The 15,841-nt window shown below is 51.6% G+C and carries 13 protein-coding genes and 1 other RNA gene; all 14 read right to left on the bottom strand.

Features of this window, described 5'->3' with window-relative positions:
* Nucleotides 1-32: 32 nt before the first annotated feature.
* Nucleotides 33-2,069 carry a tetratricopeptide repeat protein gene (locus OCV69_RS03025; protein WP_158357514.1) on the bottom strand — a complete coding sequence of 679 codons (2,037 nt, stop codon included), beginning with the start codon at nt 2,067-2,069 and terminating at the stop codon, nt 33-35.
* A 94-nt stretch (nt 2,070-2,163) separates the two neighbouring features.
* Nucleotides 2,164-2,510: RNase P RNA component class A (gene rnpB, locus OCV69_RS03020), an RNA gene on the bottom strand.
* 70 nt (nt 2,511-2,580) lie between these two features.
* Nucleotides 2,581-4,236, bottom strand: coding sequence for a nucleoside kinase (locus OCV69_RS03015; protein ID WP_158357643.1), 1,656 nt, complete (start codon nt 4,234-4,236; stop codon nt 2,581-2,583).
* A 19-nt stretch (nt 4,237-4,255) separates the two neighbouring features.
* On the bottom strand, nt 4,256-5,056 hold the full coding sequence (locus OCV69_RS03010; RefSeq protein WP_158357519.1) for a Nif3-like dinuclear metal center hexameric protein: 801 nt from the start codon (nt 5,054-5,056) through the stop codon (nt 4,256-4,258).
* A complete protein-coding gene (locus OCV69_RS03005; protein WP_158357521.1) occupies nt 5,043-5,750 on the bottom strand; it encodes a class I SAM-dependent methyltransferase in 708 nt (235 codons plus the stop codon). The genes OCV69_RS03010 and OCV69_RS03005 overlap by 14 nt, the downstream gene beginning before the upstream one ends.
* A 30-nt stretch (nt 5,751-5,780) precedes the next feature.
* Nucleotides 5,781-6,893 (bottom strand): RNA polymerase sigma factor RpoD, encoded by a 1,113-nt coding sequence (gene rpoD / locus OCV69_RS03000; protein ID WP_158357523.1) that lies wholly within the window; start codon nt 6,891-6,893, stop codon nt 5,781-5,783.
* Nucleotides 6,894-6,920: 27 nt separating this feature from the next.
* Nucleotides 6,921-8,681: a DNA primase gene (gene dnaG / locus OCV69_RS02995; RefSeq protein ID WP_158357525.1), complete on the bottom strand. Its 1,761-nt coding sequence runs from the start codon at nt 8,679-8,681 to the stop codon at nt 6,921-6,923.
* Between the two features lie 17 nt (nt 8,682-8,698).
* Nucleotides 8,699-9,706 carry a deoxyguanosinetriphosphate triphosphohydrolase gene (locus OCV69_RS02990; protein ID WP_158357527.1) on the bottom strand — a complete coding sequence of 336 codons (1,008 nt, stop codon included), beginning with the start codon at nt 9,704-9,706 and terminating at the stop codon, nt 8,699-8,701.
* Nucleotides 9,707-9,932: 226 nt separating this feature from the next.
* Complete coding sequence (locus OCV69_RS02985; RefSeq protein ID WP_262562965.1) at nt 9,933-10,985, bottom strand: hypothetical protein; 1,053 nt, start codon at nt 10,983-10,985, stop codon at nt 9,933-9,935.
* 85 nt (nt 10,986-11,070) lie between these two features.
* Entirely contained in the window at nt 11,071-11,874 is an 804-nt protein-coding gene (locus tag OCV69_RS02980) for an AAA family ATPase (protein WP_262562964.1), read from the bottom strand.
* Nucleotides 11,875-12,204: 330 nt separating this feature from the next.
* Nucleotides 12,205-13,074 carry a KilA-N domain-containing protein gene (locus OCV69_RS02975; RefSeq protein ID WP_158357529.1) on the bottom strand — a complete coding sequence of 290 codons (870 nt, stop codon included), beginning with the start codon at nt 13,072-13,074 and terminating at the stop codon, nt 12,205-12,207.
* Nucleotides 13,075-13,090: 16 nt separating this feature from the next.
* On the bottom strand, nt 13,091-13,411 hold the full coding sequence (locus OCV69_RS02970; RefSeq protein WP_158357531.1) for a hypothetical protein: 321 nt from the start codon (nt 13,409-13,411) through the stop codon (nt 13,091-13,093).
* A gap of 14 nt (nt 13,412-13,425) precedes the next feature.
* Nucleotides 13,426-13,998, bottom strand: coding sequence for a type IV toxin-antitoxin system AbiEi family antitoxin domain-containing protein (locus OCV69_RS02965; RefSeq protein ID WP_158357533.1), 573 nt, complete (start codon nt 13,996-13,998; stop codon nt 13,426-13,428).
* A gap of 44 nt (nt 13,999-14,042) precedes the next feature.
* On the bottom strand, nt 14,043-15,791 hold the full coding sequence (locus OCV69_RS02960) for a S8 family peptidase (RefSeq protein WP_158357535.1): 1,749 nt from the start codon (nt 15,789-15,791) through the stop codon (nt 14,043-14,045).
* Nucleotides 15,792-15,841: the final 50 nt, after the last annotated feature.

Here is a 15,841-nt window from a genome sequence, read left to right as displayed (position 1 = left end):
TTTTCATGGAACAGAAAACGTCTTTTCTTTATTTACTGGCCATTGATCTCGCGGATCTTTTCAATATCCACTGTTTCATTGGTACCTGTGGCCCTGGCGTCAAACTGGACTGCAAAGGTGGTGCCCTCCGGAAGTGTCTTGTTCCGCAGGGATTCCCTGTACTCCTCCGCATCCTTTACTACCACGCCGTCTCCGGCCAGGCTCTGGCCCGGGAATACCCAGATCACCATATCGCCCATACCAAGCTCATAGGTGGATTCCTCCAGGATCCACTGGACCTGCATCCCATACTGGCTCATGCATTTATAAACATCATTTAAGGTGAGGCTTACGCCTTCTGCGCCGGAGAACAGCTCTTCCTTTTTGACCGCATAGGCTCCGCTTCCCTCCTTGGCTTTATTTAAAAGCTCCGGATTCAACTTAAGACTGCCGCTGTGGGTTCCAGAACCGGACGGCTTCGTCTCCTGGGAGGTCTCCTCCTGGCCTTCGCTCTCCTGGCCGCTCTCAGTCTCTTCTTCTGCCTCCGGCTCGGTCTCCTCCTCTGTCTCCTCTTCTGTGGGGACCGTTCCGATCTTCTTTCCGTCCGGACCCACCATGAATCCGTCCGGAGTCTCCTCATTGGTCAGCAGACGGCCGTCATCCATGAAATAATATTCGCTGCCGTCCAGGTTCTGCCATCCCATGACAGAACAGCCGTAGGCCGCTCCCTGGGCAGGATTAAAGTAATAAATATCGCCGTCTCCCGCGTCGTACCAGCCGGTCCGGAAGGTACCGTCCTCATTGAGGTAATACGTTCCGTTTTCATTGGATAAAAAGCCCGGAACGATGCTGGCAGGCGATAAAACATAGGCCCTCTTGAAATAAGACATGGCTCCGGGCCCGTCTCCGTTCTCCAGGAGCTCTCCAGCCTTCATGGCCGCCTCGTCGGCTGCCGTGGCCCTGTAATTTTCCAGCTCGCCCTTGTAGCTTTCATCATCCGGCTTTAAGGCCACCGCCTTCTCCCAGAAGCTTAAGCCTGCGGCCATATCCTCTGTTTCCGAATAATAACCGGAGATCTCGTAAAGCAGATCGTCAAACCGCTCGTTTGCCGCAGCGTCTGCATTCATGAACTTGGCCACTGCCTCATCCACCACGGTCTTTGCTGCCGCCAGATCACCGGAATCCATATGAAGGGCGATCATGGTCACATAAATATCCATGGTATCCGGGGACAGCTCCCTGGCTTTTGTCAGGTATGTAACTGCCTCCTCCCTGTTTCCCTCATTAAAGCACTGCTCTCCATAACGGGCATAGGCCGTGGCAAGGCTGCTCTGTATGGACGGATCCTCTTTGTTTTCCAGATTCTCCAGGATCTCGATGGATTTCTTATATTCCTCCATCATCGCATAGGCATTGCTTAAGGCAAGGCGGGTATTGTCATCGCCCCGGCCTGCCTCCAGGAGGTTTTCCAGACAGGGAATGGCATACTCGTAATTCTCCTCCTCCACAAATTTCTGCCCCAGCTCCGTCAGGCTCTTGAACCGGATCTCCTCCAGCTCCTTATCGCCGGTAACCAGACAGCCTTCCTCCAGCACCACGTCGGCGCTGTCGTACTCCTCCAGATACAGGTAGACCTGGTGGAGTCCCAGATACGCTTTTTTGCAGGTCTCATCTGCGGCAATGGCCCGGTCGTAGGCTTCAATGGCGCTGTCAAACTCCTCGTCATTAAAATACTTCTCCGCATATTCCGTACACACTTCCACGTACCGGTCCCGCAGGACCTCGTCCTGGGATGCCTCCCAGCCCTGTTCCAGGATATCCATGGCTTCCATATCCATTTCCTGGTCCGCATAGATCTCGCTCAGCTTCAGATAGACGTCCACATCCTCCGGATCCAGCTCCACTGCCTCAAGAAGCGCCTCGATGGCCTCATCAAACTTCTGCTCGCCCAGATACTTTTCTGCCAGGGCCATCTGCTCCCGGATCTTGGGATTCTCTTCTTTTGCCGTTTCCTCCTTTCTGCTGCACCCCGCACAGAGAACGGCAAAGGCCAGCAGAAGGAAAAGCGCCCGTTTTATTTTTGTACTCATTGAATGCTCTCCTGTAAAAATGTTGCTTTTGTTGGATAAAAATAGAATCCCGGAAACGGGATTCTCCGCCGGTCTGACACCGGTCTTTTATAAGGCTCTGAGCAAGACTGTAAGCCGGGTTATGTCCTGGATGGTCATCTATCTAGGCTGCCTGTCGCCAGACAGCTCAAGCGGCCTACCCGGGAGCAGACGGGCCGCCTTATGCTCCCTGTTCGGCCTTGCTTCGGATGGGGTTTACATGTGCCCTCTCTGTTACCAGCGAGGCGGTAGTCTCTTACACTGCCTTTCCACCCTTACACGGCAAGCCGTGCGGTTTATTTCTGTTGCACTGTCCCTGGAGTCGCCTCCGCCAGACGTTATCTGGCACCCTGCCCTTTGAAGCCCGGACTTTCCTCTCCTGCATCCTTTCGGTCATGCAGCAGCGACCATCTGTCTTACTCAGAACCTCCTTACTATACCACAATTTTTTTCGTATGTCCATACCGCCGTTCTGGCATTTTCTTCTATCCCTTTATACCTTCAGGCAGCTTCCTCCGATAAACTCCCGGATAATGGAGTTTTTCGGGATGATCTCGCTGTCGATCCCCAGGAAATAATCCAGGAATTTCAGCAGCCGCTTTGCCTCGTCGTACTCCGGCACATCCCTGGGGATGCTGAATAAAAGGGGCTCCGCATACAGCTTCAGCACCGCCAGCTCATAGACCAGCGCCGAGTTGAACATTACGTCAGCCTGCTCCTGGAAGGGGAAGATATTCTTATCCTCGCCCCGGCGCACCGACGACCAGCGGCGGATGGTCTCCAGAGCCGAGGTCCCCCTGGTCCTGGCATCCCGCACCATGCGGCGGATGATCCGCCCGTCTGCCGTGGGGATCCGGTTATGCTCGTCCACGTTCAGCTGAGTCAGGGCGCTGATATAGATCTTAAACCGGCTTTCTGCCGGAAGGGAATAGCTGAGCTTATCATTGAGGCAGTGGATCCCCTCGATGATGAGCACATCGTTCTTTCCCAGCTTTAAAAAATCCCCATTGTATTCCCTGGTCCCGGTCACAAAGTTAAATCTGGGGATCTCCACCCGTTTTCCGTCCAGAAGGGAATTCATGTCCTCATTGAATTTCTCAATGTCCACACATTCCAGGGCCTCCATGTCCAGTTTCCCGTTTTCATCCCTGGGATAATCCTCCCGGTTCTTAAAATAGTTATCCACAGCAATGGGATGGGGCGTATAGCCCAGGGCCCGGAACTGGGTAGCCAGCCGGTGGCTGAAGGTGGTCTTTCCAGAGGAGGACGGTCCGGCGATCATCACCAGCCTCTTGTCCCCGGCCTTTGCCGCCTGCTCGGCAATATTGCCGATGGTCTTTTCCTGGAGTGCTTCCTGCATCAGGATCAGATCCGCCGCTTTTCCTTCCGAGATCAGCCGGTTTAAGGTTCCCACATTGGGGACCTCCAGGCAATCGCTCCAGCGGTAGGAATCCCTCAGCACCTGGAACAGCTTTTCATGGTTTCCGCTTTTCTCCACCTTCCGGGGAGCTTTCGTTTCCGGGAGCAGGAGCAGGAATCCGGAGTGATATGGGATCAGGTCAAAATATTTCACATACCCTGTATTCTGCACCATGTATCCGTAAAAATAATCCTCAAATTTTTCAATGCTGTAAATATTGACCCTGGACGCCCGCCGGTACATGAAGAGCTGCTCCTTATCATGCATCCCGTGGCGGCCGAACAGCTCCACTGCCTCATCGGTGTTAACGCTGCGCTTTACGATCGGCAGCTTTCGCTCCACCAGAACGTGCATCTCCTCCTTCACCCGGTCCAGGAGCTCTTCCGTCAGGGCCACGTCGCCCTCCAGTTCTCCATAGATCCCGTTTCCCAGGGCGAAATCCATCTGGACCTTTTTGATCTTTTCCCTGGGGATCACATCATAAAAGGCCTTGAGCATTACAAAAACTGCGCTTCGCTCATACGTCTTTTTCCCCACCGGATCCTGAAAGGTCAGAAATTCGATCTGGGACTCCTTCGTCAGCGTCTTGTGGAGCTCCTTCAGCTTCCCGTTGACCCGGGCCAGCAGGATATCCTCCTGGAACTCCGGCTGGAACTCCTCCGCCACTGTAAAGAGCGGCGTCCCCTCCGGGTATTCTCTGGTCTTTCCGCATGCATGAACCTTGATCATCATAAGCAGACCTCCTATCCTACACCACTGCCGCCGGGAAATGAAGCGGCATTTTTAAAATCTGTATCTGGTCTCCCAGCCTTTGTCTCAGGTATCCCTCCATATAGTCCATAAAAATATGCTCCAGGCCGTAATGGCCGGCATCAATGATCATCAGTCCCTGGGCTGCCGCGTCGATGCCGGCATGGTGGCCGATGTCCCCGGTGATCAGCGCTTGGGCCCCTTTTTCCAGGGCCGCCTGGATGGTGCTGCCTCCGGAGCCCGGGCAGACAGCCGCCCGTACCACCTGCTCCTTTTCCCACAGCCCCTCTCCGTAAACCGTCACAAAGGGCAGGCCGAAGGTCTCCTTTACCCGGCGGGCCAGCTCCATTCCCGTCACAGGTGTCTTAAGACTGCCGGTCTTTCCGATCCCATAAAGGACCCCATTCTCCTCTCCCATGGCTTCCAGCGGCTCTCCGCCGCAGATCCCGATCCGTTCTGCAGCCAGGTCTGCCATGCAGCCGGGGGCAGAATCAAAATTGGTGTGCATGGCAAAGCAGGAAAGATCCGACTGGATCATCTCCACCAGCCGCCGGCCGATGAAGTCCTCATCGGTCACCCGCTTTATGGATCTGAAGATCAGCGGATGATGGCTTACGATCATATCCGCTCCCTGCCGGACAGCCAGAGCTACCGCCTCATCGTCGGCATCCACACAGAGAAGGAGCTTCTTTACTTCCTTCTCCTTCCTTCCCGCCAGAAGCCCCGGGTTGTCCCACTCACAGGCCATACGATGGGGCGCCAGCTCCTCCAGTATATTTATGATCTCACTGCATCTCATTCTGTACCTCCCGGTTATACCGCAGATCCTCCTCTGCTTCCCGCTTCTTTGCAGCGGCCCGCTCCGAGTGTGCGCCCAGAGGACCCAGGCTTTCTGCCAGGGAGCAGAGCTTTTCTTCCTCTTCCTTTAAATATTTCAGAAAAACAGGATCCTTTGCATCAATCAGATATTGGCTGTAATAAAAAAATCGTTCCGGCCGCTCCTCCCGATCATCCTCTCTCTTCCTGCCCACAGAAAGGATCGTATAAAATTTCCCGTCCTCAAAGACCATCTCTTCTTTTTCCACCGGGAAACCGTTGTCCCAGAGCCATTTCCGCATTTTCGGGATCTCCGACTGGGGCGACAGGATCCATTGTCCCACAGAGTCCCACATGTGGCGTCCCTGCTCCAGGATATGTATCATCAGCTCTCCGCCCATCCCGGCAATGACCACTGCTTCCGCCTCTCCGGGAGACAGCTTTTCCAGTCCATCGGAGAGCCTGGTCTCGATCCTGTTTTCCAGACCCGCCATGGCCACCGATTCCTCTGCCCGGGACAGCGGGCCTTTCCGCACGTCCATGGCCAGGGCCCGCTTTACGGTCCCCCTTCTCACCAGCTCCACCGGCACATGGCCGTGGTCTGTGCCGATATCTGCCGCCGACTCTGCCGGCCTTACCATGGAAACCACCGTTTCCAGACGGTCTGATAATCTCATCGTTGTTCCATTCCTTCCAGTCTGTATTTTCTATTCGTCCAGATAATCCTTTAATTTTTTGCTGCGGCTGGGATGACGGAGCTTTCTCAGGGCCTTGGCCTCGATCTGACGGATCCGCTCCCTGGTGACGTTGAACTCCCGTCCCACCTCCTCCAAGGTCCTTGGCCGCCCGTCGTCCAGGCCGAACCGGAGCCTCAGCACCTTCTGCTCCCGTTCCGTCAATGTATCCAGGACCTCCATCAGCTGTTCATGGAGCAGGGTAAAGGTGGCCGCATCTGCCGGTACAGTCACCTGATCGTCCTGGATGAAATCGCCCAGATGGCTGTCCTCCTCCTCACCGATGGGCGTTTCCAGGGACACCGGATCCTGGGAGATCTTCATGATCTCCCGCACCCGTTCCACCGGAAGCTCCATTTCCTTTGCCACCTCCTCCGGAGACGGCTCCCGTCCCAGGGTCTGGAGAAGCTGTCTCTGGGCCCGTACCAGGCGGTTGATGGTCTCCACCATATGGACCGGGATCCGTATGGTCCTGGCCTGGTCCGCGATGGCCCTGGTAATGGCCTGGCGGATCCACCAGGTGGCATAGGTACTGAACTTATAGCCCTTCCGGTATTCAAATTTTTCCACTGCCTTTATGAGTCCCAGATTCCCCTCCTGGATCAGATCCAGGAACTGCATCCCGCGGCCCACATACCGTTTGGCGATGCTGACCACCAGACGGAGGTTGGCCTCTGCCAGCTTCTTTTTTGCCTCCTCGTCGCCCAGCTCCATGCGTTTTGCCAGCTCGATCTCCTCCTCAGAGGTCAGCAGCGGCACCTTTCCGATCTCTTTCAGGTACATACGCACCGGATCCTCGATCCCCACGCCCTCGGGCACCGAAAGATCCAGATTTTCCATATTTTCTTCTCCGGCCTCTTCTTCTACAAACAGGTCCGGATCCATGTCGTCATCCGACGATATCTTAAGGACATCCACCTTCTTATTGTCCAGGAAGTCGTAAATTTGGTCCAGCTTTTCCGGTGTCAGCTCTTCTTTGGCAAATACATCGAGGATCTCCTGCTCTTCCAGGACATTCTTCTTCTTTTTTGCCATTTCCAGGAGCCTGTCCAGTTTCTCTTCAAACGTAAGCATCTTTTCTTCCATAATTCCCATCCTTCCCGGCGTCTGGATCTAATCCAGTGAAATCTGCAGTGATGCCAGTTCTGACTGCATCTTTATGATTTTTTGCAGCTGTGTGATGTCCGTTGCTTTTCTGCTCTGTATCTCCAGACTGTTTTTCTTGATCTTCTTCACAGTCTCGGAAAACGCCTTCTTTTGTTCCTCATTATTTAAGGATTCAGAAAGACTGGCGTGAAAAAGCGCTGCCACCTCCCTGTATTGTTCCTCTCCCTCGATAAAATGATTCAGGATCTGGGCTGGATTCATATTTCCTTTTTTATGCTCCTCAAAGACCATAGCCGCTGCCTCCTTATAGAGGCCGTCCGCAAAGTCCTCGGGGCCGATGATCCCTTCGATCTTATCAAAAAGCTCCGGCTTCTCAATGAGCCAGGTAAGGAGGAGCCGCTGGGACCTGCGGATCCCGTCCTCCTTCTCTTTTCTGGGTTTTCTCTCCCGTTCCGGATCCGAAGCCTTGATGCCCGTTCCGTACTGTCCTCCCAGGGAGGACACCAGCCGCTTTAAGTCTTCCTGGGGGATCATGTATTCCCTGGCCACGGCCTCGGTGTAAGCGTCCCGCTCCAGCTTTTCCGGAAACTCCAGAAGCTTTCTTGCGGCCGCATTATAAAAAGCCGTCTTGGATTCGGGATCCTGCATATTGTACTGGCTCCGGATCACCGAGATCTCAAACATGAAGCTTCCCACAGCGCTGTCAATGCGTTTCTGGAACTCTTCCCTTCCCAGGTTCTTCATAAATTCATCCGGGTCCTTATAGGGCTTCATATCCAGAACCTTCACTGAGATCCCTGCTTCTTTTAAAATGGGGATCGCCCGCAAAGCCGCCTTGGTCCCGGCTCCATCGCTGTCATAGGTTAAGACTGCCTGGTCCGTATACCGCTTTAAAAGGGAAGCATGCTGGGAAGTAAAGGCCGTTCCCAGAGATGCCACGGCATTGGTGAAGCCTGCCTGGTGCATGGCGATCACATCCATATAGCCCTCGCAGACCAGCATATACCCGGCCCTGGATGTTCTTGCGAAGTTTAAACCATACAGGTTCCGGCTCTTATCAAAAAGCTTCGTTTCCGGGGAGTTCAGATATTTGGGCTCTCCCTCGCCCATGACGCGCCCTCCGAAGCCGATGAGCCGGTTATTGACATCCAGGATCGGGAACATGACCCGGTTCCAGAACTTGTCCCTGGATCCCCGTTCTTCAATATAGAACAGTCCGGTCTCTTTCAGGATCCCGTCTCCGTAGCCCTTGGACCGCATATACCGGTACAGGTCATCCGGTGTCTTTAGGGAATAGCCCAGGCCGAAGCGGCGGATGGTCTCGTCACTTAGACCCCGGTTTCTGAAATACTCATATCCGACCCGTCCCTGGGGCTGCTTCAGCTGGTAATAAAAATAGTTTCCTGCCAGGCGGTTGATCTCCAGGAGCGTATTCTTAAGATCCGCCTGGGCCCTGGCCTCCTTGGAATACTCCACCTCCGGCAGAGTGATCCCTGCCCGGTCTGCCAGATATTTCACCGCCTCCACAAAGGAATAGTTTTCATATTCCATTACAAAGGTAATGACGTTTCCTCCGGCTCCGCAGCCAAAGCAGTAGTACATCTGCTTCCCCGGCGATACGGAAAACGAAGGGGACTTCTCATTATGGAAGGGACACAGGCCAAAATAATTGGCCCCCTTCTTTTTCAGATTGACATACTGGGAGATCACGTCCACAATGTCATTTCTCGTTCGTACTTCTTCGATCACATCATCCGGGTAATACATCCATATCCTCCAACGCCTCAGCCCTTCCAGGCCTTTGGCACAAATAATTCTTCAAAAAGGTCAATGGCAAAGCGGTCGCTCATACCGGCAATGTAGTCGCAGACCACCCGCTCCCTCGTTTCATGATTTTTTTCGATCATAATAAAATATTCCTCCGGGAGCCGGTCCACATGCTCCATATAATATTCATACAGCCTTACGATCAGCTGCTGGGCCTTCCCCTCCTCCGCCTTTGCCGCCGGATTTTTATATACGTTTTCAAACATCCACTGGCGGAGGCTCACCATGGTATCCAGCACGTCCTGGGACATGACGATCTCCGGACGGTCCAGACTGTTCATGATAATGTCATGGACCATGATGTTGAGACGCTCCTTCACAGAATTTCCCAGCACCTCCGTATACCTTCCGGGGATGTCATGCTCGGTGATGATCCGTCCCCGTATGGCGTCGTCGATGTCGTGGTTGATATAAGCGATCTTATCAGAAAAGCGGACGATCTTTCCCTCCAGGGTGGACGGGTTCCCGGCTGTCCGGTGGTTCAGGATGCCGTCCCGGACCTCCTTTGTCAGGTTCAGTCCCCTTCCCTTTTTCTCCACCACCTCCACCACCCGGACGCTCTGCTTATAATGGGAAAAACCTTCCGGACAGATCTCATTCAATATGTACTCTCCTGCATGGCCAAAGGGCGTATGGCCCAGGTCATGGCCCAGGGCGATGGCCTCCGTCAGGCTTTCGTTCATCTTAAGGGCCCTGGCGATGGTCCTGGCGATCTGGGCGACCTCCAGAGTGTGGGTGAGCCTGGTCCGGTAATGGTCTCCTTCCGGAGCCAGGAACACCTGGGTCTTATGCTTTAAACGGCGGAACGACTTGCTGTGGAGGATCCGGTCCCGGTCCCTCTGATAGGCCGGGCGGATATCACAGGGCTCTTCCTCCCGGTCCCGTCCCAGGGTCTCACTGCTTAAGGAGGCATAGGGACTTAAATTTTCCCGCTCCCACTGTTCCATGGATTCTCTGATATTGATACAGACCGCCTCCTTTGCAAAGGCCGGGGCTGCAGACGCGCAGACCTGGAGAATATTTTTAGCGATGATACTATTATATCACAAAGACTGCCATTTTAGAACACTTATTTATTAACATTCTCCTACAAAATCCGCAAATTTTCAGAAAAGATATCTAAATAATCCATAAACCGGGTTAGTTCCTTCTTTTTCGACAGGTTGAAAACCGGCAGCCGGCACAGCAGGATCACTTCCAGAACTGGAACCAGAATTTCCTTTTCTTCCCTGGCTTTTCCTTCTTTTCAGCACCGCTTTCATATTCCTCCGCTTTCCCGGTATGAGGTTCGTTTTTCACATCCCAGGGCATCTCCTGAACCGCCCTGTGATCATGATATTTTTTTATCATTCCCTTTGTGACCGTCCTGGTCACGGCATCCAGAAAGGCGGCCCGGTCCGGAATTTCAATTTCGTAAGCCGTATTATCCCGCGTGTTCCACAAGATTCCTTTCGGCAGATCCAGGGCAGCCATATAGACTGCACACTGGAGGAAATGCTCATGCCTCAGCTCCGATACAAATTTCAGCTCGTATACCGTATCCCCCTTCACTGCATCGGCAAATCCATTGGCAGAAAACAGGGGTTCTCCGCCCTCCTGGCCATAAAACCGGAGCCGGCATTCCACCTGTGCTTTTTCATCCGTATGCAGCCGTGTTTTTAAACGGGCAGTGATCCTCTCCCTATGCTCCCCATTGACAAACGGCGCAGCCACCTGCTTCCTGTACCGTATCTGCCTTGTTTCCAGAGAAACCAGAAACAGTATTTTCTGATCCAGAGGACTTCTCCGCTCCTCCCCGGTATACAGGCCCTTAAGCTCCGGATTCAATGCGATCCTCAGTTGTATGTCCGCGTCTATGTCATAATTCTCAAAAAATACAGCCTCCTGGTATATCCCGATACAGGGAGACAGATCAATGAGCCCGTCCGTGCTCTTTATGTCTATGGGGGACGGGTCCAAAGTTTCCAGCTTTTTCAGCTTCAGCTTTGAAAAGCAGACCTCCACATCCTCCTTATACTTAAAATCGAACATCTCACTTATGCCTGTATCTTTAAATTTCTGGTTTGTCTCCACAAATGTTGAAAGCGTTTTCTCCGAAAGCATGGCTTCTTCTGACTTCACAAAAATAACATGGTTTTTTCCTCTGCTGGCTGCAACACAGAAAATATTCCGCAGAACCGAATACGACTGCTGCGGCCTGGATATCCTCACATTCCAGTAGCTTTCTGTAAAATCAAAGATCACACATATTTTTCTCTCCAGGCCCTTGCTGCTGTCATACGTCGTAAAGATCGCAGAATCTGCTTTCGGTTCCGTTTTTCCTGCCGAATCATGGTCTGAGATCGTAGCGTAAGACCGTTGTCTTATTGAACGTATGAGGGTATGCTTCTTCTAAAGCATTCAGTGTACCTGCCATGGCCCCGGTCCTTGCTCCCAGGCATAAAATATCTCCCGGTTCCTGCTGTGCCAGGAAATCCATCACCTCCTCCTTCGTCATTTCTTCCACCCTGCAGCTTTCGTTGACGCCCCGGATCTCCTTTTTCCACACCCTTCCAAGCATGGCCGCCAGATCCTCAGAAAGCCGGAAGCACTGGGTAAACCTGAGCCTGAGGTGGTCCTCAAGAAATCCCTTCATAAACGATTCCACATCCAGGGTCGTCTTATCGTATATTTTTTGCTCCATGTCCCCGACCGCGATGATCTGCATCCCCGGCTTACGATCCTTTATCATCTGTAAGAGCTCTGCCAGCTCCTGTTCGATATCCTGGTACTCATCAATGATCAGGATATCATAGGCGCCGATGGCCGGTTTCTCCTGGATAAACCGCTGGATCAGATCAGAGACCCCTGCGAAGATCCCATTTGCCTTTAAAGCCGCGTATGCAAATCCATGATAATTTGTCACTGTGACATTTCTCTTTTGTATCTTTGCTCTTGCATCCAGCTTCAGAAGTCTGTTATACGTCAGATAAAGGACCTTTTTTGTATCAGGAAGCCGATTGCACAGCACCTGGATCGCTGTGGTCTTTCCGCTGCCGATGCATGCGTCCACTAAAATATTTTTTCCCTCCAATGCCTTGCATATAAAAAGCTCCTGCTCCTCTGACAGCTTCAGATCCAGTCGTGTATCCATATATGATCCTTTCGTATTCTTTTATATTTTTCCTTCCCTGCGCCAGCCGCCCCTTCCTGCTGCCGGCCCTCTCCCGTCTTTTCTTCACTCATCATACCATTTTCCCGACAGGATTTATATTTATTTTTTATGAATTTTCTGTTTGCCAGATTGTATGAAAATTTAAACCGGCAGGCTCTCCCTCACGCATTCCCAGGGATTCCAGGATATTGTCATGAAAAAATCTGTCCACCAGACAGATCTTGACACACATGCAGAAAAATATGCAGCTTTTGCCGCTAAAAACGGCCGAAAGCTGCATATTTGCATAAAAAAGAGGTTATATATCTGTTATAAAACAGGCTGGAAGAGTGTACGATCATCACAAGTCTCTGCCATTTTTATCTGCTCAGCAGTACTTAATATATTGAGCTGATATTCTGCAATTTCTTTTAATATCTGAAACCGTTCTTCCTTATTCTTTCCTTCTCGTATCATATGGGCATTATGCGTCTCCAGGTTAGAAAGTACTGTCAATTCATGAATTGTCGCAAAATCTCTGACATTATTTTTCTTTGCAAGTTCCGGATTCATTTCTCTCCATGCTTTTGCTGTAAAACCAAACAAAGCAACATTCACTATATCTGCTTCTTCTGCATATGCGATCCATTGTGGATCCTTTTTAAAATCTCTATGAGGGATGATATAATTCTTCACTGCATCTGTTTGGATCAGATAATTATTTTTACTAAGAAAACGTTTCGCATTCCATTCCATCTGTCTTAAATTATTTTCTTCCTCCTTCAAACGCTGGAATTCTTTTATAAGAAATAATTTAAAAACTGAATTGATCGCAGATGCAAATTCAAAAGCAATGTCTTTATGGGCATAGGTTCCTCCATATTTTCCACGCTTTACATAAAGACCAGCCGCATTCGTTTTCTCTATCCATTCAGAAACACTGGGTGTAAAAGTTAATAACCCCGCCTGCTTTTTAAAGTGTTCAGATTCGAACACTTTAAACGCCGGATTATATAGTTGTTCCCATACAGATAAATACTCCAATGTTCCACGATTTCTCAGCCAGTTTCTCACCACGTCGGCTGCTCTGGCGGAATTCGATTTTACCTTAGCAATATCCGTAATGCAAATATAGTCATCGGATTCTTCTTTTGAAATAGTAATTTTCACATTTTGAACATCTATGATCCTATTCTTCATGCTTTATCTCCATTTTTCATACATATATCAAAATAACCTCCAAAAGAACGCCTGCAGCCATACTGACAAGGATTCCGCCCAGAACAGTGCAAAGTACGATTCCCGTTATTGGATGTCTCCTCTCCCATTCTTTCAGTCCACTATAAATTTTTTGTTCCCATTTGCTTTCTTTATCCCAAAATATATTTATGAGCTGGTTTTTCCCGTATCTTTCATCGTGTTCTTTTTTCTCAGACACCAGCGTCTGAAGATGTATATAATATATTAATAATCTGATTTTTTGATCGTCCTGTAAATTTCTTCCTTTCAGCTGTAGGCCATTATACATGTACTCCATTGTAGATCCCCCTCTTACAATTCCCTTTTTATCTGTAGTTTTTCTGCATATTTCAATAACCGGTCATACAAGCACGCATTTCTCTTTATCTGGTCCACTATCTCTATTTCTATTTCTCCCCCCAGGCGATACAGATCACAAACCGAACGTTCAATATCATAAATATTATACCTTCCAAATTCCGTTTCTTTTTTTCTTATTCCAACATTAAAATTTCCCTTTGAAAAGTAATGTCTTTGTACCATAAAATTCATTTTCATCATACTGCGGTCCGTCCGTTCTGTAGCAACAGATAAGTGATCCGGCTCGGCTGGTAATACTCCCTGATAGTAAAGTGCGCTATCCATACAAATAACCGCGCCGGGATTACTCAGACACACTTCGATGCATTTATAATCTGACGGTTTTCTGTATTGCCTGCCCGCAATCCAGTAATGTCCATGGCATATTTTTTCTAAATATCCTTCTTCCACTAAAACAGAAATCTGCCGGTTAGAAAATCCCTCTGACAGCAGATCTTGTGTCCCTACATAACCTCTGTATCTGCTGTACAATGCTCCGATTTTAATATATGTATTCTCTCTCATGTTTTCTCCATTGCATTTTTTATTACACATGTCAAGGTTATTTTTTAGACCGGCAGGCTCTCCCTCACGCACAATGCCCCATACCCCACCCGGGGATTGGGATAGCTCTGCTCCCCAGGCAGCTTTTTCGCCCCCTTCCGCAGATACGCCTTCACCTTATCTCCATACAGGTACGGATCATTCCCCCGCACGATCCCCCACTCCATTAAAAGCGCCGCCGCTCCCGTCACAAAGGGCGCTGCAAAGGAGGTTCCCGTCACAGGGGCATAGCCGCCTCCGGAACGGGCAGCGACGATCCCCACTCCCGGCGCTGCCAGATCCGGCTTCTGGATCCCGTACTGTCTCGTATCTCCCCGGCCGGAAAAGGGCGCGTACGTCATGGAGGTATCGTCATAAGCGCCCACAGAGACCGGGCGCATGGCGGTGGAGGGGATCGTCAGTGTGGTTTCCGGGGCCGGCCTTAAAAACCGGGTGGAACGGTTCAGTACGCCGCCGGACGGCAGCCAGAGATCATACCGGCCGTCCACGGTCTCCGCCGCCTTCAGGGTAATTTCCCATATTCCGCTCTCCACATACCGGCCAGCCTCTCCATTCCCCGGCGGCAGGAAATCAAAGTAGATCTCCTGGGCCAGACTGAAGGGGCCCGGCTCTCCGTAGTAAAGAAGCACCCTGGCCCCTCCCATGTGGATCTCATAAGGACCCAGGCGGCTGCTGATCCGCTCCGTCACGGTCTTCCCAGGATTCGACAGGGTGATCTCAAAGGCATCCTCATAGCTTTTCCAGAGCTGCAGCCCAAATCCCGCCTCATAGGGGGCCACTGAAAGCTGGATTCGTGCCTCGCTGCCGTCCAATGGCCCCCCTGGCCCGGCAGACAGCCTCCCCGATGTATGCCCCCCAGTGTCTGCTTCATTTCCCATGCCCACGACAAATACCGTTCTCCCCATGAGGGCCAGGGAATCCATGAACCGCTCCAGAAGGCCCGTTCCATCATGGGAGCCATAGGAGTTTCCGAAGCTCACGTTCACCGCCATGGGACGTGCCAGCTCCATGGATTTTTTTACCAGAAAATCCAGCCCCTCCATCACCTGTGTGGTCCTGGGAAAGCCATCTGGATCCGGCGTCCCCAGACGGACCACCACCAGATCACTCTCATAGGCCACGCCCCGGTACCTGCCTCCGCTTTCCCTTCCATTCCCTGCGGCGATCCCAGCCACCGCCGTTCCATGTCCTCCCGGATCTGCTGACGGAACCAGAGCTCTGGCGGCCTCCCGGCTTCCGGTCCCCAATGCCTCGTCGATCTCATCTTTTGTATACACGTTCCCGGTCACCTGATCGTTTAGAAACAGGATCCGGCTGGTGCCGTCCTCATGGCGGAAGTCTCCATGGAAATAATCAATGCCGGAATCCAGGATCCCCACCAGAACTCCCCGGCCCGTAAGCCCCTCCGGCCCCTGCTGTACCAGAGTAAGACAAGAGGCCGCCTTTGCCTGGTTTATGGCAAAGAACAGCCTCTTTGGTTTTTCTGCATATTCAATTTCTTTAAGCTCAAGGATCCCCGGAACTTCTTCCTCCGGTACCGTAAGAATTCCAAAGCCGCCGGACAGCTCCTTAAGCTCCGCTTCTGGAAACTGCTCCCTGACAATTCCCGCCAGGTCTCCGCTGTACTTTACGATCAGCTCCCAGGTCCTGGTCTCCCGGTCATAGCCCACATCCAGCTCCCCAGTCTGTTTCCGTTCCTCCTCGGGCACTGACAGCGCCAGGTTCAGCAGATTTTCCGCCTTCTGGTCCTTCATATGAACGCCGCCTTATTATCCATTTCCTTATGATATGAGGCCTCCGCCCA

The organism is Alitiscatomonas aceti, assembly GCF_025567195.1.
Taxonomy (GTDB): Bacteria; Bacillota; Clostridia; order Lachnospirales; family Lachnospiraceae; genus Alitiscatomonas; species Alitiscatomonas aceti.
Note: the sequence above shows the minus strand (reverse complement) of the source record. Positions and strands in the feature narration are given on the sequence as shown.

Coding starts and splice junctions, on each gene's coding strand:
- OCV69_RS02960 (WP_158357535.1), bottom strand. CDS start 15,791: ATGAAGGACCAGAAGGCGGAAAATCTGCTGAACCTGGCGCTGTCAGTG.
- OCV69_RS02970 (WP_158357531.1), bottom strand. CDS start 13,411: ATGGAGTACATGTATAATGGCCTACAGCTGAAAGGAAGAAATTTACAG.
- OCV69_RS03010 (WP_158357519.1), bottom strand. CDS start 5,056: ATGAGATGCAGTGAGATCATAAATATACTGGAGGAGCTGGCGCCCCAT.
- OCV69_RS02965 (WP_158357533.1), bottom strand. CDS start 13,998: ATGAGAGAGAATACATATATTAAAATCGGAGCATTGTACAGCAGATAC.
- OCV69_RS03025 (WP_158357514.1), bottom strand. CDS start 2,069: ATGAGTACAAAAATAAAACGGGCGCTTTTCCTTCTGCTGGCCTTTGCC.
- rpoD (WP_158357523.1), bottom strand. CDS start 6,893: ATGGAAGAAAAGATGCTTACGTTTGAAGAGAAACTGGACAGGCTCCTG.
- OCV69_RS03005 (WP_158357521.1), bottom strand. CDS start 5,750: ATGAGATTATCAGACCGTCTGGAAACGGTGGTTTCCATGGTAAGGCCG.
- OCV69_RS02980 (WP_262562964.1), bottom strand. CDS start 11,874: ATGGATACACGACTGGATCTGAAGCTGTCAGAGGAGCAGGAGCTTTTT.
- OCV69_RS03015 (WP_158357643.1), bottom strand. CDS start 4,236: ATGATCAAGGTTCATGCATGCGGAAAGACCAGAGAATACCCGGAGGGG.
- dnaG (WP_158357525.1), bottom strand. CDS start 8,681: ATGTATTACCCGGATGATGTGATCGAAGAAGTACGAACGAGAAATGAC.
- OCV69_RS02975 (WP_158357529.1), bottom strand. CDS start 13,074: ATGAAGAATAGGATCATAGATGTTCAAAATGTGAAAATTACTATTTCA.